The sequence below is a fragment of the Exiguobacterium sp. KKBO11 genome (assembly GCF_001644945.1).
GTDB lineage: Bacteria > Bacillota > Bacilli > Exiguobacteriales > Exiguobacteriaceae > Exiguobacterium_A > Exiguobacterium_A abrahamii.
Genome location: NZ_LUCU01000011.1, coordinates 1,260,419 through 1,283,209 on the forward strand (window position 1 = coordinate 1,260,419; position 22,791 = coordinate 1,283,209).

At 50.1% G+C, this 22,791-nt stretch carries 20 protein-coding genes and 1 riboswitch; of the genes, 8 read left to right on the plus strand and 12 right to left on the minus strand.

Going from position 1 to position 22,791, the window contains the following annotated elements:
* Nucleotides 1-38 precede the first annotated feature (38 nt).
* The gene (locus AYO36_RS06615) at nucleotides 39-824 is read right to left on the minus strand and encodes a pentapeptide repeat-containing protein (protein WP_064299859.1); all 786 of its coding nucleotides are present in this window, start codon (nucleotides 822-824) and stop codon (nucleotides 39-41) included.
* Between the two features lie 44 nt (nucleotides 825-868).
* On the opposite strand from AYO36_RS06615, the gene AYO36_RS06620 reads away from it, so the two are divergent.
* From AYO36_RS06620 to AYO36_RS06635, 4 genes are all read left to right on the plus strand, one after another.
* Entirely contained in the window at nucleotides 869-1,297 is a 429-nt protein-coding gene (locus tag AYO36_RS06620) for a GNAT family N-acetyltransferase (protein ID WP_064299860.1), read from the plus strand.
* On the plus strand, nucleotides 1,297-1,920 hold the full coding sequence (locus AYO36_RS06625) for a hypothetical protein (protein WP_064299861.1): 624 nt from the start codon (nucleotides 1,297-1,299) through the stop codon (nucleotides 1,918-1,920). Before AYO36_RS06620 ends, AYO36_RS06625 begins: the two co-directional genes overlap by 1 nt.
* Before the next feature lie 32 nt (nucleotides 1,921-1,952).
* Entirely contained in the window at nucleotides 1,953-2,282 is a 330-nt protein-coding gene (locus AYO36_RS06630) for an antibiotic biosynthesis monooxygenase (protein ID WP_064299862.1), read from the plus strand.
* 118 nt (nucleotides 2,283-2,400) lie between these two features.
* Nucleotides 2,401-2,637 (plus strand): hypothetical protein, encoded by a 237-nt coding sequence (locus tag AYO36_RS06635; RefSeq protein ID WP_064299863.1) that lies wholly within the window; start codon nucleotides 2,401-2,403, stop codon nucleotides 2,635-2,637.
* 1 nt (nucleotide 2,638) lies between these two features.
* Here the strand turns inward: AYO36_RS06635 and AYO36_RS06640 are convergent, their stop codons facing one another.
* Together AYO36_RS06640 and AYO36_RS06645 are read right to left on the minus strand one after the other, a co-directional pair.
* The gene (locus tag AYO36_RS06640; RefSeq protein ID WP_064299864.1) at nucleotides 2,639-3,895 is read right to left on the minus strand and encodes a hypothetical protein; all 1,257 of its coding nucleotides are present in this window, start codon (nucleotides 3,893-3,895) and stop codon (nucleotides 2,639-2,641) included.
* Nucleotides 3,892-5,160, minus strand: coding sequence for a hypothetical protein (locus tag AYO36_RS06645; protein ID WP_064299865.1), 1,269 nt, complete (start codon nucleotides 5,158-5,160; stop codon nucleotides 3,892-3,894). The genes AYO36_RS06640 and AYO36_RS06645 overlap by 4 nt, the downstream gene beginning before the upstream one ends.
* A gap of 154 nt (nucleotides 5,161-5,314) precedes the next feature.
* Between AYO36_RS06645 and AYO36_RS06650 the strand changes: the two genes are divergently transcribed.
* Entirely contained in the window at nucleotides 5,315-6,133 is an 819-nt protein-coding gene (locus AYO36_RS06650) for an alpha/beta fold hydrolase (protein ID WP_064299866.1), read from the plus strand.
* A gap of 72 nt (nucleotides 6,134-6,205) precedes the next feature.
* Here the strand turns inward: AYO36_RS06650 and AYO36_RS06655 are convergent, their stop codons facing one another.
* From AYO36_RS06655 to AYO36_RS06695, 9 genes are all read right to left on the minus strand, one after another.
* Nucleotides 6,206-7,237 carry an NAD(P)/FAD-dependent oxidoreductase gene (locus AYO36_RS06655; RefSeq protein WP_064299867.1) on the minus strand — a complete coding sequence of 344 codons (1,032 nt, stop codon included), beginning with the start codon at nucleotides 7,235-7,237 and terminating at the stop codon, nucleotides 6,206-6,208.
* 55 nt (nucleotides 7,238-7,292) lie between these two features.
* Nucleotides 7,293-8,015: an energy-coupling factor transporter transmembrane component T family protein gene (locus AYO36_RS06660; RefSeq protein ID WP_064299868.1), complete on the minus strand. Its 723-nt coding sequence runs from the start codon at nucleotides 8,013-8,015 to the stop codon at nucleotides 7,293-7,295.
* On the minus strand, nucleotides 7,987-9,516 hold the full coding sequence (locus AYO36_RS06665) for an ABC transporter ATP-binding protein (RefSeq protein WP_064299869.1): 1,530 nt from the start codon (nucleotides 9,514-9,516) through the stop codon (nucleotides 7,987-7,989). Before AYO36_RS06665 ends, AYO36_RS06660 begins: the two co-directional genes overlap by 29 nt.
* The gene (locus tag AYO36_RS06670; protein ID WP_023468342.1) at nucleotides 9,513-10,085 is read right to left on the minus strand and encodes an ECF transporter S component; all 573 of its coding nucleotides are present in this window, start codon (nucleotides 10,083-10,085) and stop codon (nucleotides 9,513-9,515) included. The genes AYO36_RS06665 and AYO36_RS06670 overlap by 4 nt, the downstream gene beginning before the upstream one ends.
* Before the next feature lie 100 nt (nucleotides 10,086-10,185).
* Nucleotides 10,186-10,285: riboswitch (TPP riboswitch) on the minus strand.
* Nucleotides 10,286-10,380: 95 nt separating this feature from the next.
* The gene (locus tag AYO36_RS06675; RefSeq protein ID WP_023468341.1) at nucleotides 10,381-11,058 is read right to left on the minus strand and encodes a 50S ribosomal protein L25/general stress protein Ctc; all 678 of its coding nucleotides are present in this window, start codon (nucleotides 11,056-11,058) and stop codon (nucleotides 10,381-10,383) included.
* A gap of 292 nt (nucleotides 11,059-11,350) precedes the next feature.
* Nucleotides 11,351-12,901: a GNAT family N-acetyltransferase gene (locus AYO36_RS06680; protein WP_064299870.1), complete on the minus strand. Its 1,551-nt coding sequence runs from the start codon at nucleotides 12,899-12,901 to the stop codon at nucleotides 11,351-11,353.
* 12 nt (nucleotides 12,902-12,913) lie between these two features.
* The gene (locus AYO36_RS06685; RefSeq protein ID WP_082874177.1) at nucleotides 12,914-13,444 is read right to left on the minus strand and encodes a glycerol-3-phosphate acyltransferase; all 531 of its coding nucleotides are present in this window, start codon (nucleotides 13,442-13,444) and stop codon (nucleotides 12,914-12,916) included.
* Nucleotides 13,441-16,050, minus strand: coding sequence for a DEAD/DEAH box helicase (locus tag AYO36_RS06690; protein WP_064299871.1), 2,610 nt, complete (start codon nucleotides 16,048-16,050; stop codon nucleotides 13,441-13,443). The genes AYO36_RS06685 and AYO36_RS06690 overlap by 4 nt, the downstream gene beginning before the upstream one ends.
* Before the next feature lie 30 nt (nucleotides 16,051-16,080).
* Nucleotides 16,081-17,121, minus strand: a complete 1,041-nt coding sequence (locus tag AYO36_RS06695; RefSeq protein WP_058703402.1) for a tyrosine-type recombinase/integrase — start codon at nucleotides 17,119-17,121, stop codon at nucleotides 16,081-16,083.
* Between the two features lie 429 nt (nucleotides 17,122-17,550).
* Between AYO36_RS06695 and AYO36_RS06700 the strand changes: the two genes are divergently transcribed.
* The 3 genes from AYO36_RS06700 (at nucleotide 17,551) to parC (ending at nucleotide 22,499) form a co-directional block, all read left to right on the plus strand.
* A complete protein-coding gene (locus AYO36_RS06700; RefSeq protein ID WP_023468336.1) occupies nucleotides 17,551-17,952 on the plus strand; it encodes a CoA-binding protein in 402 nt (133 codons plus the stop codon).
* 178 nt (nucleotides 17,953-18,130) lie between these two features.
* A complete protein-coding gene (gene parE, locus AYO36_RS06705; protein ID WP_064299872.1) occupies nucleotides 18,131-20,101 on the plus strand; it encodes a DNA topoisomerase IV subunit B in 1,971 nt (656 codons plus the stop codon).
* Complete coding sequence (parC, locus tag AYO36_RS06710) at nucleotides 20,094-22,499, plus strand: DNA topoisomerase IV subunit A (RefSeq protein WP_064299873.1); 2,406 nt, start codon at nucleotides 20,094-20,096, stop codon at nucleotides 22,497-22,499. Before parE ends, parC begins: the two co-directional genes overlap by 8 nt.
* Nucleotides 22,500-22,791: the final 292 nt, after the last annotated feature.

A 22,791-nucleotide genomic window follows, 5' to 3' on the forward strand; every position in this document is an offset into this window, starting at 1 on the left:
ATCGACCGAAAACGTGCCTCCTTATCGTTCGCTTCTGTTTAACGCCAATGGGACGGACGGAGTAAGCGACGCGGTAACTGCGTCGCTGCATTGCCGATTGCCGCATTGATTTGTGCCTGTGTCAAAAAGAGTGCATCCGTCAGATCGGCGTCTTTGACGTTACAGTCTCGCAAATCCGCCCCGAGAAAGTTGACTCCGCGCAGGTTACTGTGCGACAAGTTCGTCGCGAGCAACCACTGATTCTGAACACTGGCACCTGAGAAATTACGTCCTTGTAGCTGTTTTCCGACCCAGTCGCGTGGTGTCTGGTCGCGTCTTCCGCTATACTGAGCTTGAACACGCGATGCAATCATTTCAAGGAGTGGTCGGACGGTTTGACGAACCGGTATCAAGTCAAGTCGTTCAAATTGATCGGCTGGTAATGCCGCGTACCGAGTCAGTGCAGCAAGCGTCTCATCGAGTTGATTGTGGATGTCACGCGTGACATCACGTTTCCCGTCGGTTATGTACCACATCATTTCAAACAAATGAACCATCTTCGGGAAGGTAGCATAGATCGCTTGGCGTCGCTTAGGTGCATCATCGCCTTCAAATGTCTGCTGTGACAGATGCTGTCCGGCACCGAAACAATCATAGACGGTACAGCCTTTGTAGCCGCTGTCGCGTAACCGGTCATGGATACGACAGCTGTAATCGGCGTCAAGATTACGACACGGTGTCGCTTCTGGTTTATCGTGACCAAAATCACTGGATTTCGAAAAAGCGAGTGCTGTACAACATAAACCAAAACACTTCGTACAATCAATCTGGAACGTAGGTTCCATCGTAGTCACCTCCACTACTACTATACCAAGAAAGGAGTTTGGACATGCTGCAATTTCAACTCAAGGAAAATGAGGACGGACAGGACTGGCTTAGGCAGCAAGTGCGTCAATATAATGTCGAGCGTTCACCACTTCATGCGACGAAACGCTCCGAGGGAACACAAGCAGTCACATTACTTGCGACGCGTGGTGATCAACCGATCGGCGGCATCTCAGGGGAAATGTACTGGGGCTGGTTACATATTGAATGGTTCTTCGTTGCCGAAGAGGAACGAGGAAGTGGGCTCGGTACCCAATTATTCCGTCAACTGGAGGAATGGGCACGAGCAGCGGGTGTTCAGCGAATTCGCGTCGAGACGTTCTCGTTTCAAGCGCTTCCGTTTTATGAGCGACAGGGATTCGTCGAAGTCGGACGAATCGATGATTATCCACCAGGGATGAGCTATCATCTGCTCGTCAAACAGGTCGACTGATGAAACGGCGTCTTTTCCTCATCTTATTGTTCGGTCTCGTGCTCGGAACGCTGACGGGGATGCAACCACGTCAAGAGACCGCTTCTTTTACGGCGAAGCAAGTCGCTCGGTTATATACACAGATGACGAACACGACAATCGAAGCGCGCGACGTCTACTTCGTCGAACGACTATCTGACCATTATGCCGTCGCGTATCTTGAAGCGAAGCACGACCGCTTGTTTTTGCTCCTGCAACAAACCGATGATGCACAACGAATCGACCGAATCATTCGCTCGAAACAGACGATGGAGACGGATTGGTTCGAAGGTCGCTTGTTGACGACGGACGAAGGGCGATACCTTGTCGTCTACGGCATGAATGGTTCGAAGCAAATGAAATCGATCCGGTTCGAGCCGTATAAGACGACGGCTGATGGGGAGGCACCACTACGTCCAATGCAGCGCTCATTGTCTGTAGCAGATCAGGAACGTTTCCATACCGTTCAACCGTTACCGGATGCGTTCCCGCATTCGCTCTACTTCGAGATGATCGCGACGAGCGTAGACGGAAAAGAGACAATCCAACGCTTGACGTTACCAAGCGATAACGCATCCGTGTTTTCTACGACCCGTGACTTCTAGTATACTGAAGACGAAAAAAGGGGGAGAAGAACATGTGGATCGTCATGAACCAGTTACACGTCGTCAAAGGTGCAGCAGATCAAGTCGCAGCGCGTTTTAAGACGACGAAAGGAATCGAACGGATGGAAGGGTTCCACCGGATGCAAGTCCTCGTCGATATCAGTCAGGAAGAAGAAGACATCGTCACGATCATGACGACGTGGTCGAATCAAGCAGCATTCCATGCGTGGCAAGAGAGTCAAGCGTACAAAGGCGTGCACCATAAGCGGGATAACGGAACGTCCGAAGTCAAACCGCTCGTGACGTCGAATACCGTCACGGAATATGCGGTCGTCGCTGATCACAGTGCCGCAACGGAATAACCAACAACACCCCTTGGGAGGAAGTCTCTCAAGGGGTGTTGTTTGTAACTATAGATTAGAGTGTTTTTCCGTAATCTGGGTATATTCTAACAAACTAGATGAAACGAGGTGACACCGCATGGTCTATCGTAAACCTGTCGTCTCTAGCCTGTCCGTCCTCGGGGGTATGATCCTGCTTTTCGGTTTCTTGACGAGCGGTGGCTTCATTTATCTCTACTTCTTCGTCTTGCTGTTTGCTTGCGTCTCTTTCTTACGTGAACCGTTGACGCGTAAAGAGTGGTTGCAAGAGGGGATTGCCTTCATCTTCTGGTGTTCCTTGATTTATTTGCTCCAGCATCTCGTCTTCATGGCGTGAGTCATTTTTCGTATTGCTCGAACAAAGGAAGGATGATGTCACGACCTGTTGCTGATAAGTGAATCGACACGTCACGTTTCGGATCCTTCAAGTAGACGTCGGTCTTTTTGACACGCTTGTCGAGATAAACTTCGTATTGCTGTCCTTTCGTCCCTTCTCGGAACGTCAGGTATTTCCACTTCGCCCGTTTTCCCCGCACATCAGACTGTTCACTCGTCTTGATGGCTTTTTGTAATTTTCCGGATTCATCACTCGTCATCATGATCATTTTGTCCCAATCGAAGCCTTTTTCCGAAGTAAAATCATCTTCTTCAAAACGGATATGCTGGAACTGCTCTTGATGGAATAGCGTCACTTCCAAGTTATCCGCTACGACGTCGTCTGCTGTCTGTTCCGGCTCTTGAAGTTCAGGCGGTCGTTCCATCGTATGTCGAATCGATAATTCATAGCGGAATTCGCGTCCGTTCTTCTCCGTTGCGATGAGCGTTCCGTAATGTTCCGGTGTCCCGTCACCCGGGATGAACCGGACCTTGCCCGGTTGTTTCATCGAATGAATCGGGCGTTCCACATGGCGTCCACCGTATAACTCGGGTAAGCGCACCATCACGTCATAAGTCGAACCGAATTGTTGATTGTAGACGAGATAGAGTTTGACGTCACGTGTAAATGGTGTGAGTGAATGCGTGTACGTAAAGATCGTCGTCCGAGAATCTTTTTTCGTGACATCCGTCACGTCGATGACAAGGTAACCTGAACCTGGGAGCTCTAATGTTCGAGCGGAGTGATCGGCAACCTTCTCATTACGAATGAACCGATCGTCTTTTTTCAATACAGTAGGCTTCATGTTAAAGTCCTGTCGTTGTGGAGTCAGATCTGTCTTCTTGAAGACATCGTCTTTCTTTGCTAGCGGATAATATCCACTTTTTAATGGCGTTTCGCAATATAAGTAGGTCTTCTTTCCGGATTGAACGTAACGAACGGTTTGACCTGCATAGTCATCGAATGGATTCGCCATCATGACGGAATAGATGCCGCCGACAGAGTAATCTTCGGGTGCATCGCTCGCTTTCGACGCGCACGTTTTTTGGATGACGATTCGTTCCTTCGCTGACAAGGTTCTTGGACCTTGATCACTAAATTGTCCTCCATCATATAGTTGTGATAAGTAATCCCATTTAAAGTTTGGTGCGTCTCTTTGACAACCGCTTAATGCTAGTGTTGCACCAAGTGTTAGTCCGATCCAGTAACGTTTGTTCATTGATTAAGCACCTCACTAAGTGCTTTACTGGTCGTACCTGACAGCTTGGCACCGTTCTTTGATCCTGGTTTGACGACATAGATTTCAAGCTTTTTAGCGCGTTTTCGTTCGAATAGCTCGAACATTTGGCTTTTCCCTTCGCGCATCAACGTTAATTTTTTCTGCTTTAGTTTTGTGCCTTGTGGCTCCATGACGTCGGTCTCTTTTAATTCCTGAGCGATTTTTTTCGCTAGTTGATCCGGTATTGCTGAGACGAACTTATAATCGCTATCGATGAGCTGTTTCGGTGATTGATGGATGAAACCGACATAATCGCTTGTGGATGCTTGAAGGAATCCATAATCGTAATTCACTGGTTTTGTGTAGGTTTTATTAAAACGCAAATATATCGATGTTTCTTGGACGACTTTTCCGTCCTCTTGTTGCCGAACGGTTGCGAACTGGACAGTCTGACCTGTCGCAATCGTATCCGGCAGTTGCTTTCGCTCAATCTGATAGGCTTGTCCATTCATATATTCTTGAATCGTCGAAGGGAATCCGACACGGTCACCACTGAACATCAGCTCGATCGACGATTGTTGGACACCACCATCCGGACTAGCGCGAAAAGCTAAATTCAATTCGGAACCGGATAGTGACTCGATCGTCTCAAAGAGTGTTTGTTCTTTATCTTTGCCTTTCTCTTTCATGTAGACGACGAGTTGTCCTTCCGGTGGTAAAGATAGTTGATAGGACGGGAAAAGGTACCGTCCGAGCTCTTTTACTTCTTTACGATCTTCGTTTTCCTGTTTTTGTTGATCTGTCACTTCTTTTGGAACGGGTCCAAAGCGAACGACTGTCGATTTAGCTTTAACCGGTTGTTTTGACCAATCGACGAATGGATAATCACTTCGCTTGATCTGATGGACCGCATAATCCGCATGGCGAATCGGCTGACACGCCAGATAGTCCTTTTTTTCGTCTGACAGGAAACGGACGTGTTGGAACTCACGCCCTTGGATACTCGGAGGCAGGAAGTATAAGTCAAATCCTTCGTGTTGCACATATCGATCAGGTAAGTGCTTCATGTCTGGTTTTTGCTGGCAAACCTTCAACAAAGCAGCGGTTTGTTTTTTCGGGAGATCCGGTATCTCTTGCCCATCAAAGGTAGTCGAAATACCGCCCCAGTAATTAACATCGTATGTAAGGTCTAAGTATTGTTCTTTACCGCATCCGGCAAGTAAGACTACGCCTGCGAGAATACCCGTATGTATATAGCGTCTCATGAAAAACCTCCTTTATCCTAGTGACTATATTTTACCATAATTTCTATAATAGACAGAATTTTCTATAATGCTTTAACATTAAGATGTTTGATATCTCTTGACTCGGGAATAATAGATGCATGCACAGTCAATCTATTTTTATGGGGGTTTTATGATGGGTACATTCATTCAAGCAGTTGATGGCACGAAAATTTATGTCGAGGATGTCGGATCGGGTCAACCGGTCGTCTTTTTACACGGCTGGCCGGCAAACAACAATATGTTCGAGTATCAAAAGAATTTGCTCGTCGAAGAAGGGTACCGTTACGTCGGGATCGATTATCGCGGTTATGGCAAATCAGATGCGCCGGCAACGGGATACGATTATAAGACGATGGCGTCCGACATTAATGAAGTCATCGAACAGTTGAAATTAACGAATGTCACGTTGCTCGGCTTCTCGATGGGAGGAGGAATCGCCTTGTCCTATCTCTTGCAATACGGGGATTCAAAAGTTAGTAAACTTGTCCTCGCAGGAGCTGCGGCACCTGTCTTTACGCAACGCGACGGTTATCCATACGGGATGACGAAAGAAGAAGTCGATGCGTTGATTGCCGACACGAAACAAGATCGTCCGTCGATGCTCAAAGGATTCGGGGAAATCTTCTTTGCGAAGGAACATCCAGAACCACTTCAACAATGGTTCCACGGTCTTAGCATCGCCGCTTCGTCCCACGGTACGATTCAGTCAGCAATCGCATTACGTGATGAAGACTTACGTGGAAAACTCGAGAACATCAAAGTCGATACGTTGATCATCCACGGTAAAAAAGACCAAGTTTGTCCGTTCGAGTTCGCGGAAGAAATGCAAAAGGGAATCCCACATGCACGACTTGAAGTCTTCGAAGAGAGTGGGCACGGTATGTTGCTTGATGAACAAGAGAAGTTCAACGAAACGTTACTCTCGTACGTTAAAGGAAATCAAACCGTCTAATCCAACAAGCCATGGACACCCGTCCATGGCTTGTTTTTGTGTACAGAAAAAAGCGTGCGCCGGCGCACACTTTTAAGGGCGATACTTCCGCATGAACCGTTGATCGATCCAGCGCTTCAGGTACCAACCGAACGGGTGAGTCGAATACTGATTGCCATACATTGAAACTGCATGACGTGGTCCCATCGATAAAATCGTCAAATAGTTCGTTTGCGGACGATAGGTTTGCAGTGCCTCTTCCTGGACGTACCGTAAGAGATTCGTAAGCAGAATCGGTGCTTGCCGGACAGCTGTGACGCCATTCTTTGGAATATCGGGATAAGCGACGAGGGTCGCTGCGTCACCCGCAGCAAACAGACTTGGATGATTGAGCGCTTGCAACTGCTCATTGACGAGTAGGAACCCGTCTTCCGTGAAGAGCTTACTATCTGCAAACAATACCGGTGCTTTCGCACCCGTTAAGCGGATGATGGCATCTGACTCGATTGGTGGATGATGTGAAAAGCGGAGAGGAGACGCCTCGTTCAGTGGCCGTTCTCGAATCCAATGAACATCGAGTTCTTGTAAGCGTCTCGCAATCGCTTCCGCTGCGGGGTGTCCTGAAAGTAACTCTGGATCCGTGATCAGTGTAATCGGCACATCCGCCACTTTCAAGGACGCCGCCATCTCGACGGCCGCTGCGCCGCTTCCGATCACGACCGGACGCTTTGCTTGTTGCAAACGCTTTAATGTATCCGGTAACCGGTAGTTCGGTTTGATCGATAATCGTGTCGTGTCTTCCGCCCAATCGAACGAGCCAATATTCGTCGAGACGACGTCATAGGTGTAGCGTCTGCCGGATGCACCGAAGACTAGCTTTTCATCGGGGTCGATTTTGATGACGGTCTCTTCGATGAACTGTTTATCATTGGCGCGACACAGTGCGGCGACGTCGATACGGATCTCATCGATATCGTACGTTCCGTCAGCAAGTCCGGAGTACATGCCCGAGTAATATTGGTACGTCGAGGCATTTAAAATCAGCCACTCGACGTCTTCTGTGGGTCCATTGGTAATGCAATGCAGGTGAGCGTGCCCTGCACCAATCAAGAGGATTCGTTTCATGTCGTTCTCCTTCAATCTGTCTTGCTAGAATGTACCCGGATACGGGTGGCGATAATCATAGCCAAAAAACAAGACTGATGAACAGGAGGATGACCATGAGATAGATAACATCCTGGTGCTGAACGACTGGCACTTCATAATATGTCCGTTCCGCTGAAAAATGACGGGCTTCGAAAGCGATTGCCATCCGTTCTGCCCGCTGAATCGATCGCGAGAAGAGCGGTAAGCCGATTGATAGGAACGCATCACCAGGAAAGCGACTGTGCACGTTCCGAATCATTCGGACTCGCCGTAAGACGCGGACTTCTTCGACCAGTTGTGGCAGAAAGCGGATCCCGGCAAGGAACCCATACGCGAAGCGAGGGGACACCTTTGCCTGGTGAATCAAGCTCATCACGAACCGGGTCGCATCGGTCGTCGTGACGAAAGCGAAACTTAAGCAGACGAACGTCGCCATCCGTAAGGCAAGTAACCAGCCGTGCATGACACTTTCCGACGTGACATGAAACCAACCGAACGACCAGAGCGTGTTCGTACCTTTGCCAAACGCCGCCATCATCCAGAACGTCAATAAGAATAATAGACTGTAAGGTGCGAGCCGTTTCAAGAAATCGACGGGAGCCCATCCGGAGAGGAGTAGCAAGGCGATAGCAAAACTCAGGAACACCAACGTCTTGACCCAGTCATTCGTTGCAATTAAGGCAAACATGATCAAAAACAATCCGCTCCCCTTGATGACAGGATTGAGTTTAGCGAACGGTGACGCGTTCGTCTGCATGGCGCTTCACCTCCTGGAATTGGTACGAGAGTGGACGTTGTAGCTGACAGCGTTCGAGTAACGGAACGTCAGCGAATAACTCGCTCGGACGCCCGTCAAAAGCAATCCGCCCTTGCTCCATGACGAGGACACGATCCGCGTATCGGGCGACGAGTTCCATATCGTGTGTTGCCATGACGAGCGTCGTTCCGTTTTGTTGTTCCGTCAAAAACTGTTCCATGAGCCGCCGTGTCGTCAATCCATCCTGTCCGAACGTCGGTTCATCGAGCAACAATAAATCCTTCGTCTGCCCGAGCATCGTCGCGACGCTGAGTCGTCGTTGTTGCCCCGTACTAAGCGCAAGCGGTGATTGCTGTTTGACGGATGCGAGTTCCAGCCGTTCGAGCAACGCTGTGCGCTCGTCACTCGTCGCTGCCCGGTGACTCCAGTCGATTTCCGCTTCGACTGTCAGTTTGAGAAACTGCAGATCCGGTTGTTGAAAGACATAGCCGACGTGCTCATAAAAGCGTCGCCGGGAGTAACGCTGAGCCGGACGTTCCTGGAACCGATATGTTCCTTGATGCGAGAGCAACCGACCGAGTGTTGCAAGCAACGTACTTTTCCCGGAGCCGTTTGCCCCGAGCAGCATCACCCATTCTCCCGTCTTCAGGGAAAATGTCGCATCGGTCAGTGGATAAGGTGCTTTCGTCGATAATGCAGCGACGTGTAACAAGGCAGTGCCTGCTGTAGCGACTGAGGGAAGCACGTGAAGTCGCGCTGCTTGTGGTCCATCTATGGGTAACGTCTCTAACGTATACGGATACAGAGAGGGAACAGCGACCCCTTTTGCTTGAAGCTCCGTATACGCCTGCGGGAACAAATCCTGTGGATGCGCCGTTGCAGTCACCGATCCGTCCTCAAGTAAGACGATTTTGTCGATGTAAGGTAAACAGACATCGAGTTGGTGCTCGATCAAGACGATCGTTAAATCGTGTTCTTTCTGAATCCGAAAGATCAACGCCATCAGCTCGTGTTGTCCGATTGGATCAATCTGGGCTGTTGGTTCATCGAGTAATAAGATCGTCGGCTCGAGCGCTAAGACCGCGGCGAGCGCGAGGCGCTGTTTCATCCCCCCGGATAGACTCGCGATCGGTGTCGAGAAGGGGAGAGGGAGACCGACGAGTGCGAGTAAGCGTTCAATGCGTTCCTCCATCTCCGCACGTGGAATCGACCGGTTTTCTAAACTAAAAGCGATTTCGCGTCCGATCGTTTCCATGCAGAATTGTTCTTCTGGATTTTGAAATAAGACTTCGACCGAACCGGACCGGGTAACGGTACCAGTCTGTTCGACTTCAATCGTCTCCGGTGTCAGTCCGGCTAGGGCATGAAGCAGTGTCGTCTTGCCACTCCCACTGCGTCCAAGCAAAAGGGTCGTTCCTTGTTCGATCGTCAGCGATACATGATCGAGCACCGATTTCATCTGACCCGGATAGCGGATGCTGAGATCGTCGACAGTAATCATGCGACTTCCCGTTTCGCACGTCCTGCCGCAAACCCGTTCAAGACACCGGTCGCAACAAGGCGACGGACGAGAATCGCTGCAAGCAACCCGCCGAGTAATGCACCACTGATCAATTGTAAACCTGTTGTCGCAAGCAACGTCGTCGTCGTGTAGTAACCGAATCCGTTCGCGATCAGACTATAGACGATGCTACCAATCGCGGCTCCAACACCCGATAACATCAATGTCCAGGTGTCGTAACGGCGATAACGCGTCATCGCAAAGACGAGTTCCGCACCAAGTCCTTGGCAGACCCCGATGAGAAGAGCCGATAAACCAAAGTGACTACCCGTGAACAGCTCGACGGCTGCCGCGACGATTTCCGCGATGAGGGCGGCACCTGGTTTTTGAATGATTGCTGCGACGAGCGGGCTCGCGATGATCCAGATCCCAAACATCCAGTTGGCGCCGACTGGTCCGAAGATTGCAGACATCGGTAACCAGAGTGTTGACCAACCGAGATAGATGACCCCGCAAGCGACGGCGAGCATCATCATGACCATGATTTCTTTCATTTTCCAGTTTTGCATTAGGTACGTCCTCCTTAGAATGGGGGAGACGCCAAAAAAGACCGCCCTCCGTAAAAAAGAGAGCGGTCCTCAGAAAAACTGCGCGCAGCAGGAGTCATTGGATGTGATCGCTCCACTTTCCTACGCTAGTATGAACTAGATCAGGTTCGAAGGGTCCGAAGTGAATCGTCTCAGCCAAATGGGCTCCCCTAGTGGATATGGTAATAGATGATACGCTGTTCACTTTAGGCAATCTTCTGTCTATTGTCAAGACACAAAAAAACGATACGCCACGAAGGGCGTATCGTCAAACGACTTATTTGTTGTCTTCGTTCTCTTCTTTTGCTTCTTCTGAAGACTCTTCCGTAGCTTCCGCTTCGTTGTCTTCGCCAGCTTCCGCTTGCGCTTCAGCTTCTGCTTCTTCGATTTCCTCAAGCTCTTGTTCAAGCGTTGATTCGACGACAGCTGCGACTTGAATGTCGCCTTCTGTGACGATACGGAAATCTTTTTGTTCCGGAAGATCAGCTACAGAGATCGAATCGCCGATTTCGAGGTTCGTGACGTCGACTTCGACGTTCTCTGGTAATTTATCTGGTGTTGCTGCGACTGTTACTTTAAAGAGTGTCTGTGACAGGAATCCGCCGACTTTAGCGCCAGCTGCTTCACCGACGAGTACGACGTCTGCTTCGACTTCTGTCTCTTCATCCATTTTAACGGCGATGAATTCAACGTGATCGACAGTTGGTGTGAAGACATCCATATCACGACGGTTGATCAAGACGTTAATATTTTTACCGTCGAGTTTCAGTGAAATCAAGACGTTCTCACCGTTTTCTCGAACGATTTTAAGCAATTCTTTTTCTTCGAATGCGATTGGTGTACTTTCCACTTTGTAACCATACACGACACCAAGAGCTTTTCCTTCATGACGTAATTGTTTACGGAGTGAGCGTGGACGTACCTCGCGTTTTTCGGCTGTTAATTTAACTGACATGTTCATTTCCCCCTTGAATTTGGTATAGCCCTCAAAAGGTAATGAATGTAGGAGCAGGACAAGTCCTGAACAATATGAAACATGCTAAGACAATCGGTTCCAGACTCGCATTGAGCCTGACGCTTTCGTGACTTTGCATTTCTCTCCCAGGTCATTACGCTGATATTGAGAAACATGTGTGAGTAAGTCACCGGTTTGATGCGGTGCTAGTGAGTTTATACCCCTATGTTTTAAATCCTTAAACCTCTATTTTTTATTTTTTAAAGTCGAAAGACCTCCAAACCGCTTGAAATCAAGGGTTAAGAGGTCTTTCATTTTTTTCATTTTTTATGGTGATGCGTTGGTTTTCACGGACTAATACACGGATGAGACGTTCGATGTGCCGCATCGTCGTCTGTCCCATCGTTGAGATTTGGAGCCATTGATTATGGACGAGATAGTCGCTTTCATATTGAACATGATAGCCCTGGATCCGGAGAGCGTCTCCTAAAGCGGTTGCCGACGGATGGACGATCGTCAGAATTCCCGGCGCTTGTGCTTCTTGAGTCGCAAGCAGGTTAAAACCAGTCGCCCGAACGGCCTGTTCGAGATAAGTCATCTTGATGGCGGCTTGATCGAGATCAAGGGCATCGAGCGCTGCCTGACAAGCAAGCAACAAGTTCGATGAGCCGGAAAAGGCGACGCCTTCCGCATAGAGTCCGAGATCCAGATAACGTGGAATTCGTGGAGAAGGTAGGATGCTGTCTGTATGACCGATGAACGCAAGACCCGGTAAACCACCAATTGCTTTTCCGGAGACGGTCGTGACGAATTTGCAACCAGCGTATGAGAAACGTCCGGTTCCGACGGCGCTGATCGCATCGACGATGAGTGCGGTTCGTTGATCCAGCAGCGCTTTTACCGCATCGAGATCGTAGAGAACGCCCGTAGACGTCTCACAATGTGTCAACCAGATCCAGTCGTATTCCGTTTGATGCAGTTGACTCGCGAGTTGTTCCAAGTCGATTGGGTGACCGGACGGAAGCAGGTGGACATCAAAGGACTTCCCAGCTCGTGCCGCGTGATCGATCAAGCGTTGACCGAACTCACCACCGTTTAGGATCAATCCGTGTCCACTCAGTTGTTGTGCGACGATATCATTGGCAAGGGTGCCACTGCCGACAGCCATCGAGACATGTGGCAAATCCAGCAACTGACACATCCGACCACGTAAATCTTGATCGAGCTGGCGCATCGAAGCCGTCCGATGCGGGCGCGGTGCTTGTTGTGCCGCTTGGCGGACTGTTGGTGCAACCTCGACTGGACCGGCTAGAAAATGCAGAGGACGTAAGACGTCCGCGATGACGGATCGTTCATATGTTGCGCGCGACAACAACATCGGTACGAACTGGGCATCGCCACTACCGAGCGTTGCTGCGATTGGTGTGAAGCCGAACCGCGCATATAGTTTAGCTTCCCGCGTCGTACCACTGATATAGACATGATCAATCGTTTCCCGCTCCAAGTAGACCATCAAAAAGCGCATCAATTGCATGAACGTACGACTATTGCGGTATTCGGGACGAACGCTGAGTAAACGGATTTCCGCTGGGTTCGTCAGTGTCTCATCTAACGTCACGCCCTTTTCCTCAAGCGAAAAAGGACGATGCTTTCGAATGGCGATCATCGCGACGAGTCGATCGTCTTCCTTGCCGATCAGATAGGTATTTTGATCATGAAACCGGTCAATCCGTTTCCGTTCGGTGTTCGGTTGATGTTGCGGAATCTCTTCCGTGAAGGTGAGGTAGTTCAGTTCATGGATTGCTTCCGCGTCCGAAGCGGTGGCAATGGAAAAATCGATCATGAGACGTCCTCCTTATGTAATGACTGGCTTGTGAAGTGCATCATGAGCCCACAGGACAAGTAGACTTACGGCAACGGTACACAAGATATTGATGGGTCCCGCGTCAAAGTAGACAGGGAGTAACGGGAGTAGAACAACCGGAATCAGCCCCGCTTTGACGCTATCTTTCGTTACGAGATAAGACAGACCGAGTATGCCTAGTCCGGCAAGATATGCCCACGGCGTGATAGCGAAGACGATGCCGGAAAATACGGCATATCCTTTACCGCCACGTCGCGGATGAAACAATGGAAACAAGTGGCCGATAAGTACGGCAAGAGCGACGGGATAAAATGCGTCTGTTAGCTGTAGTGCAAGAATCGTCTTCGTGGCATCAAACAGGTACACGAATAAAAAAGCCGGGAGCCCACCGGCGCGATGGGCGTTGCGGGCACCGATGTTTCCGGAACCGACCTGTGCCAAATCGGTACGACTGACGTACTTCCAGAGCGTACCGCCAAGAATACTACCGATAAGGTAACCAAGCAGGAGATCAAGGATCACCGATGTTCCTCCTTTGTTTCAACGAGATGGACGAGTTCCTTGACGGTCAAGGCATCACTGTCTGGAGCCGTCAGGACGGCATCGACCATCTGGGCTTTTCGATCTTGTAATTCCGTCATCTTTTCTTCGATTGTCCCGCGTGTCAGCAGTTTGATGACCGTCACGTCGGACTGTTGTCCAAGCCGGTGGGCGCGATCGGCTGCCTGCTGTTCGACGGCCGGATTCCACCAGCTGTCAAAGAGGATGACGGTATCAGCAGTTGCGAGATTCAATCCCGTCCCACCCGCTTTCAGGGAAATCAAGAAGAGATCGACTTCACCGTCATTGAACCGGTCGCATAACGCCACCCGGTCTTCGAGTGGTGTCTCACCCGTCAACAGGAAGTGGGGGAGGTGACGTTGCGCGAGATCCGAGCGAATGCGCTCGAGCATTTGCGTATACTGCGAGAAAATCAAGATCCGCTTTCCGACTGCCCGTTTTTCGGCAATCAATGAGAGCAGACGCGTTCGTTTTGTTGCTTCCCCTGTGTATCCCTCGACGAATAACCCCGGATCGTTGCAAATTTGCCGCAAACGCGTTAACCCAGCCAGTAATTTCAGACGATCTTCGCGTTTCGTCTCGTCTAAGTGTTGCAGCGTCTCGAGTTGCAATTTGGCGAGATACGACGCATATAAGCGTTTTTGGTTTGGACCGAGCTCGACATAATGATGCTCGATCTGTTTCTTCGGTAAGTCCTGTAAGACATCTTGTTTCTCGCGCCGTAATAAGAACGGTTGGATGAACCGTTGCATGTCGTCAAACGACCATTTCTCAAACGTCATTAGATCCGGCAGTAGCTCCGGAAACAGGACATGGAAAATCGACCAGATATCACGTGGACGATTCTCAAGCGGTGTGCCCGTTAAGGCGAACCGCCGTTTTGCTTGCAGATGCCGCAGTTGACTGACTGTTTGTGACTGCGGATTCTTCAAGTGCTGGGCTTCATCAAAGAAGACGACGTCATATACGGGGTGACGACGGACGTCGGTCCGAAGCGTCGTATAGGAGACGATTGTTACCGTATCGTCAGGTAAGTGCTCCAGTTCGCGGAGTCGGCTGGCTTGAGAACCGGTGACGACATGAACCGGTCGACCGGGTAAAAAGCGCTTCAGTTCCGCCTCCCAGTTGCGGAGCAGTGATGCCGGTGCGACGATGAGCGCGCGACGGTCAGGAATCATCGCGACATAACCAATCGCTTGAATCGTTTTCCCGAGCCCCATCTCATCGGCTAAAATCCCGTGACATCCTAGCGCGTCTAAATTCTTCAGAAATTGAATGCCCGTTCGTTGATACGGATAGAGTCGTGACTCTAACGAATTCGGCAAGTCGAGCTGGAATCCTTGTCCGGATTTCAATTCAAGCCATTTCTCGAGCAAATCGGCGTGAAGATGGAGGACGGAAGCGCCAATCAGATGCTTCATGTTCCGGACGGCAGGTAAGACGATCCGTCCGTCGCGTAAGTCCCGTTCACTTGCTTCCATCTGGGCGAGAACCCGTTGTAACTGCTGGAAGGACCGTGTTTCTAGAGAAACGAACTGTCCGGATTTCAAGCGGTGATAGCGTTTTTGTAAGACGAGCGACTTCAGGACACGTTTCAGCTCGTCTTCCGGAATCCCGTCCATTGAAAAGTTGAACACGAGCCAGTCGAGGCGGTCCGTTACGTCGACTTCGATTCGCGGATGGAACGGACCTTTTGGTAACGTCGTCCGGATCGCTTGTGTTGCAAATAACTCCAGTTGACCGAGCGCAACCCTTTCGTCAAGCAGACTCCGCAGAAAGGCATACTGCGCGGCGTCACTCGTGATGATGTAGCGCATGTCTCGTGGTGTTGCTTGGAATTCACGTAAGAAGCGTAAGGCACTTTGCTCCGTTACCTGATCCCGTCCAGCGTAAATCGTCTCATCGAGCGGATTCAGCTGAATCCCTTGATAATCAAACGACACACGGACTTCGACTTCCTGAGCCGTTCGGTCGAGATGGAGTTTGACGATTGGTGTCCCGGAAACGATTCGTTCTTGTAAATCAGGACTGAACGAAACATCGGCGACTCGCTGCAGATACTCGGTCTGTCCAAGCAGACGATCAAAGTAGGGCAGGGACAGTTGATGCTGTTGATTGTCCGTCAGTCGTTTGAGCGTCACGACGGGTCCGGTCAGTTCGAAATGAATCGCTACCCGACGATCCGGTGTGAGACTGCGTAAATAATGGCGCGCGCCAGCGTCATCGACTTGGATCGCCGTGAACGGACGGATCTGCGGCGATAGCGGCGTCGGTGTACCGTGCGCCTGTACATGATGCATCGCCAGCAAAACGGCGACGATATGTCCGCAAAATGATGTATCCATCGCAAGCGACGGACAATTACAGCCGGCGTCGACACCGTGCGCCTTGACGCGAACCGTCACCGTGAATCGTTCCTCACCGTCGACACTCGCTTCAATCAGCTCGTCGCCCATTCGATAATTATGCAACGTGACCTTGCGGGCGGCGACATACTTCTTTCCCCGTCGAAAGGCATAGGCATCAGACATTTGTTTGATTTTGCGTTCACTGAGCCCATAATTCATGCTATTCCCCCTTTAGTTGACATAATGTTATTATCGTTCACCATCGAATAAATCGACGGCGCGTTTTTTCTCGGAATCACCGATATGGGCATAGACTTGTGTTGTCGCGACGGATTCGTGACCAAGTAGCTGCTGGATCGTCAGGACGTCGACCCCACCGGTCGCAAGACGTGTCGCAAACGTATGCCGCAATTTATGCGGTGTAATTTTTTTTCGCTCTAAAAAGGGCAGGACCGGTTTCAATCGTTCCGTGTGCCGCTGCAAAATATGCTGGACTGCCCGTGGACTGAGTGGTTTCCCGTGTTTTTGGAAGACAGGTACGGCGCCGCTCGTTGGCATCTGATAATGAATCGCGTATTTGCGCAAGGCAATCCGAGCGGGTTTTGCGAGCGGAATCAGCCGCTCTTTGTTGCCTTTTCCGATGACGCGGAGCGTGTTTTCGTGGAAATCGACATCGTTCCAGACGAGTTGAGTCATCTCACTGAGGCGCATCCCGCTATAGCCGAGTAGTTGGAACAACGTCACGTCGCGGACGCGGTCTCGTTCATAATGTGATGCTTCCCGGGCATTCATCTCGACGTTCGACGGTAACAACTGAATCAATTCATCCCATTCGCGTTTCGTCAGGTAGACCGGTTCCCGTTTCGCTTGTTTTGGTCGATTGACTTTTGCGACCGGATTTTCCGACAGTTGACCTGTATCGACCAAATAACGGAACAACGACTGTAACGCCGATAGCTTTCGGTTGATCACGCTTGGTGCATTTTGTTTCGTTAAGGCAAGGTATTCGGCATAAGCTTCGATCCCCGCTGCATCGATCTCGACGAACGCTTCAAGCGGAATCTCGCGCGCCGTCACTTCTTCACCCGACGCCGTTGCAACGAATTGAAAGAACGCTTCGTAGTCGTAGACGTAGCGGCGCATCGTTGCTAATGAGAAATGTTTTGCTGCTAACTGATCCAAATAGGACTGAATGAAGCGTGGCATCCGCTCATAACCAGGAATCGCTGGTGCTGTAGCCGAAACGGTCGTTTTATGTATCGTTTTTCCTAGGTTTTTAAATAAACTCATCCGACAATCACCCCTCTAGCAGTAGTATACCAAACGTTGGTACATCAGACACTTGTTTGCGTGAAATAGTTATTTCACGCAATGTTAAATTGTCAGACAGGGAGCTCTCAGTTGCATCGACAACGCACCAAACGGGTCGTTGGTCAACTCGATGCACGTGAGAATTTAGCCTAATTTTATGGTTTTTGAGCTACAACATTTTCTTTGATAACAATAATAGTGTTATGTCACCTAAATCAACAAAAAAGAATGAATATTCAATTTCGCTCTCAGTTGCATCGAGAAGTCGTTCGACGGGGCATTGGTCGACTCATTTGATTTCAAGACGATTTCTGAAAAACGTCGAAAACGTGCTCGATTTCGCATACTTCATCTTGGTTCGGGTATAGAGTGTTAGGTAAGAGTTATTTTCATAAGGGGGAGTTCTAAATGATTACTGATCAACAAGCACGTCAGTATTTGAAGGATGCCAAACGCATTGCCGTCGTCGGTGTCTCGAGTGATTCCGGAAAGACCGCAAACTGGATTGCGGACTACTTAGTCCAGCACGGATACGAAGTCATTCCGGTCAATCCGACGTTAAACGAGTGGAACGGTCAAAAAGTCTACCCGAGTGTCGCAAGCATTCCAGGACACATCGATATCGTCGACGTTTTCCGTCGGTCTGAGTTTTTAGCGGACGTCGCTAAAGATGCTGTTGCTCACGGTGACGTCGGGATGATTTGGAATCAGCTTGGTCTCTCGAGTGTCGAAGCAGAAAGTCTCGCACTCGGTGCTGGTATTCCATATATTGAGAATCGTTGCATCAAAATCGAGCATCAATATCTGTGAGTCATCGCACGATTTCAGGCATCTTCACCCGTTCGTGAAGGTGTCTTTTTTCATGCGCTTTACAGGTTATGCTTGTCAGGAAGCAAGAAGATGCCTACAATTAGAGACAGACTACTTGAAATAACGAACGAACGTTTGTAAAAACGACGTCGTAATTTCGAATTTTGAGGTGAAATGAATGGCGACAGACTTAAATAACTACAATGATGATGCCATACAGGTGCTCGAAGGACTCGAAGCAGTCCGGAAGCGCCCAGGTATGTATATCGGTTCAACCGATCATCGTGGACTTCACCATCTCGTCTACGAGATCGTCGATAACGCAATCGATGAGGCACTTGCAGGATTCGGGGAACAAATTGACGTCACGATTCATAAAGATAATGCAATCACCGTCCGTGACCATGGACGTGGAATGCCAACGGGGATGCATGCATCGGGAAAGCCGACTGCTGAAGTCATCTTCACGGTCCTTCACGCTGGCGGTAAGTTCGGTCAAGGTGGCTATAAGACGTCCGGTGGCTTACACGGCGTCGGGGCGTCGGTCGTTAACGCCTTATCAACGGATTTGAAAGTAACGATCTTCCGTGACGGGAAACAATATGAGCAAACGTTTGAAAACGGCGGGATGCCGAAGACGACGTTGCTGGAGACGGGTACGACGCGTCAAAAAGGAACGAGCGTCTACTTTAAACCAGATGGCTCGATCTTCAGTACGTTGACATACAACTACGATACGCTCGCGGAACGCTTACGCGAATCCGCTTTCTTGCTGAAAGGTCTGAAGATTACGCTGTCGGACGAACGGTCTGATAAACAAGATATCTTCCAGTACCAAGACGGTGTCAGCGAATTCGTCCAGTACTTGAACGATGATAAAGATACGCTGCATCCGACGGTTGCGTTCGAAGGTACGGAAAACGAGATCGAAGTCGATATCGCCTTCCAGTTCACAGATGCGTACTCGGAAAACGTCCTGTCGTTCGTCAACAACGTCCGGACACGCGACGGTGGAACACACGAAGTCGGTGCGAAGACGGCGATGACACGGGTCATGAATGAATATGCCCGGAAGAATGCGCTCTTGAAGGAAAAGGATAAGAACCTTGATGGAAATGATATCCGCGAAGGGTTGACGATGATCGTCTCGATCCGGATTCCGGAAGAGTTCCTCCAATTCGAAGGACAAACGAAGTCGAAACTCGGTTCGCCGGAAGCACGGACAAGCTGTGACGCTGTCATCAGCCGTCGTCTCTCGACATACTTGGAAGAGAACCCACAAACGGCGACGCTGTTGATCAAAAAAGCGATTCGCGCAGCACAAGCTCGTGAAGCAGCACGGAAAGCCCGCGAAGAAGCACGAAACGGGAAAAAGAAGAAACGCTCGAGCATCTTGAACGGAAAACTGACACCTGCTGCTTCGAAAAACGCAGACAAGAATGAATTGTTCCTCGTCGAGGGTGATTCTGCCGGTGGTTCTGCGAAACAAGGACGAAACCGGACGTTCCAAGCGATTCTTCCACTCCGTGGTAAGGTCTTGAACACGGAAAAAGCGAAACTCGCTGACATCATGAAAAATGAAGAGATCAATACGATCATTCATGCGATTGGTGGCGGTGTCGGAGCCGATTTTGACTTGTCGGATTGTAATTTCGACAAAGTCATCATCATGACCGATGCCGATACCGATGGTGCGCATATCCAAGTCTTGCTATTGACGTTCTTCTTCCGCTACATGCGTCCGTTGATCGACGCTGGGAAGGTTTTCGTTGCCTTACCACCGCTCTACCGCGTCTCAAAAGGGAAAGGCAAATCGGAGAAATTTGAATATGTCTGGGACGAAGAGACACTCAAGAAAACGACGAAGAAATTCGGTAAAGGTTATATGATCCAACGTTACAAAGGACTTGGGGAGATGAATGCACCACAGCTCTGGGAAACGACGATGGATCCTGAGACACGGACGTTGATTCGGGTCACGATCGACGATGCTGCTGTTGCTGAAAAACGCGTCTCTGTCCTCATGGGCGATAACGTCGGGCACCGCCGGACGTGGATCGAGGACAATGTCGCCTTCGGTCTCGCGGAAGACCTCTCGATCATCGAGAATGAGCACGTGACGAAAGAGAGTGTGAACGAACATGTCTAATCTACAAAACATCCTGAACCTGTCGCTCGAACAAGTCGTCGGCGACCGGTTTGGTCGTTATTCGAAATATATCATCCAAGATCGTGCCTTACCGGATGCCCGTGATGGTCTGAAACCGGTTCAACGCCGTATCTTGTATGCGATGCATACGGAAGGCAACCTGTTCGACCGTGCTTACCGGAAATCAGCGAAGACGGTCGGGGTCGTCATCGGTAACTACCACCCGCACGGTGATTCATCGGTCTATGAAGCAATGGTCCGCTTGAGCCAAGAGTGGAAACTCCGTTACCCGTTGATCGATATGCAAGGGAACAACGGATCGATCGACGGCGATAGCGCGGCAGCGATGCGGTATACGGAAGCCCGTTTATCAAAAGTTTCGAGTCTGATTCTCGACGGGATCAACAAACAAACCGTCGATTACACGCTCAACTTCGATGATACGACGGAAGAACCACTCGTCTTACCGTCACTCCTGCCGAACTTGCTGATGAACGGTTCGACGGGGATTTCCGCTGGTTACGCAACCGAGATTCCACCGCACCACGCGGGAGAAGTCCTCGATGCTGCGATTGGTCGGATCTCAGGGACGGTCCAGAACGTCGATGACTTGTTGACGCACATGCAAGGTCCGGATTTCCCGACTGGTGGTGTCGTCCAAGGGCTTGATGGCATCAAGAAGGCGTTCGAGACAGGACGCGGTAAAGTCATCATCCGCTCGCGCTCAACGATTGAGACACTGCGGGGCGGTCGTCAGCAAATCGTCATCACGGAGCTCCCGTATGAGGTCAATAAAGCGAATCTCGTCAAACGGATGGAAGAACTCCGTCTCGATAAAAAGGTTGAAGGGGTTGCGGAAGTTCGTGATGAGACCGACCGCGACGGCTTACGGGTCGTCATCGAGTTGAAGAAGGAAGCGGACGCGGAAGGTGTCTTACACTTCTACCTCAAACAGACTGATCTACAAATCGCTTATAACTACAACATGGTCGCGATCCATGAACGGACACCGCGGCAAATGGGTGTCTTGACGTTGCTTGATGCGTATCTTGCACACGTCAAGGAAGTCGTCATCCGCCGGACAGCGTTTGATCTCGAACAAGCGAAACGCCGTCAGGAAGTCGTTTCTGCCTTGATGACAGCGATCTCTGTCCTCGATGAGACACTTGCCTTGATCCGATCTGCGTCGAACAAAGCGGACGCGAAGGAGAAGCTGATCACGCGCTTCAACTTTACGGATCGCCAAGCGGAAGCCGTCGTCATGCTCCAGCTGTACCGGTTAACGAATACCGATATCGTCGAGTTGCAGGAAGAAGCTGCGAAACTCGAGAAGGAAATCGCTCGTCTTGAGAAGATCCTTAACGATGAAAAGACACGTAATCGTCTCATCATCAAGGAATTGACAGTCTTGAAGGAACAAGTCGCGGACAAACGTCGCTCGACGATCGAAGCGGAAGTTGAAGAACTGAAGCTGAAGACGGAAGTCATGATCGCTGTCGAAGAAACGATGGTCTTCCTGTCGAAAAACGGTTACGTCAAACGTTCGTCGCTCCGTTCATTCGGTGCCTCGAACGACTTACCGGATTTGAAGGAACAGGATCGTCCGTTGCTCCAAGGGCAAGCGATGACGACGGATCACTTGATCGTCTGGACCGTTCGCGGGAATTACTTGCTGATTCCGGTCCATCAATTGCCGGATACGAAGTGGAAAGATGGCGGTCAACACGTCGCGAACCTCGTTCCACTCGAACCGGGTGACCGGGTTCTCTCAGCGGATCTCGTCCGCTCGTTCGACGAAGCACAGCATTGCTTGTTCGTGACTCGTCAAGGGATGGTCAAACGCTCGAAACTGAGTGACTACAACGCCCAGCGGAAGTCAAAACCACTTCAAGGTGTCCGTTTGAAGGCAGACGACGAAGTCTTGTATGCTCAGGTCTCAACAGGTCAAACGGAACTGTTCCTTGCGACACAGAACGGTTTCGGGCTCTGGTTCACAGAAGATGACGTTCCTGTCGTTGGTGTACGGGCAGCTGGTGTTAAAGCGATCAACCTCAAGGATCAGGATGTCGTCGCGGGTGCAATTGGCTTCAAGGAAGCACCACAGATCGTCCTCTTGACGCAACGGGGTGCCTTGAAGAAGATGCGTCTCGCGGATCAGTTCCAAGTCTCGAGCCGTGCGCTCCGCGGCTTACAGTTGCTCCGTGACTTGAAATCGAAACCACACCAAGTCGCAGCATTGATCGACGTCACACAAGCGAAAGAATTGGTCCTCAGCGGAAAAGAGCAGGAAAAAACGATCCAAATCGGTTCGTTATCGTTCCTCGACCGCTTATCGAACGGTTCATTTGCCTACGATGAAGAGAAATTCGGTCCCTTACTCGACTGGTATACACGATAAGACGAGGCTCCTCCGGATAACGGGGGAGCTTTTTTAAATCTAGCGGGGCAGGAGAGGGGGAATTTTGAGACGAATGCTCGGAATTTTGAGATTTATCGCTATAAATATCGTTTACAAATTGAAACACTGACCAATAACGGCTACAATAGAAGAAATAGTCAGGTCACGATTCGTCACGAACAAGCGTCGGGTCACGCGTCTCCGCAGCTTTGCTTATAGCGTCAATTGATCAAGCAGCTACGGGACCGTCCCTTTAGCTGCTTGTTGTGCAATCTGCCGACCTTGGAGAGGT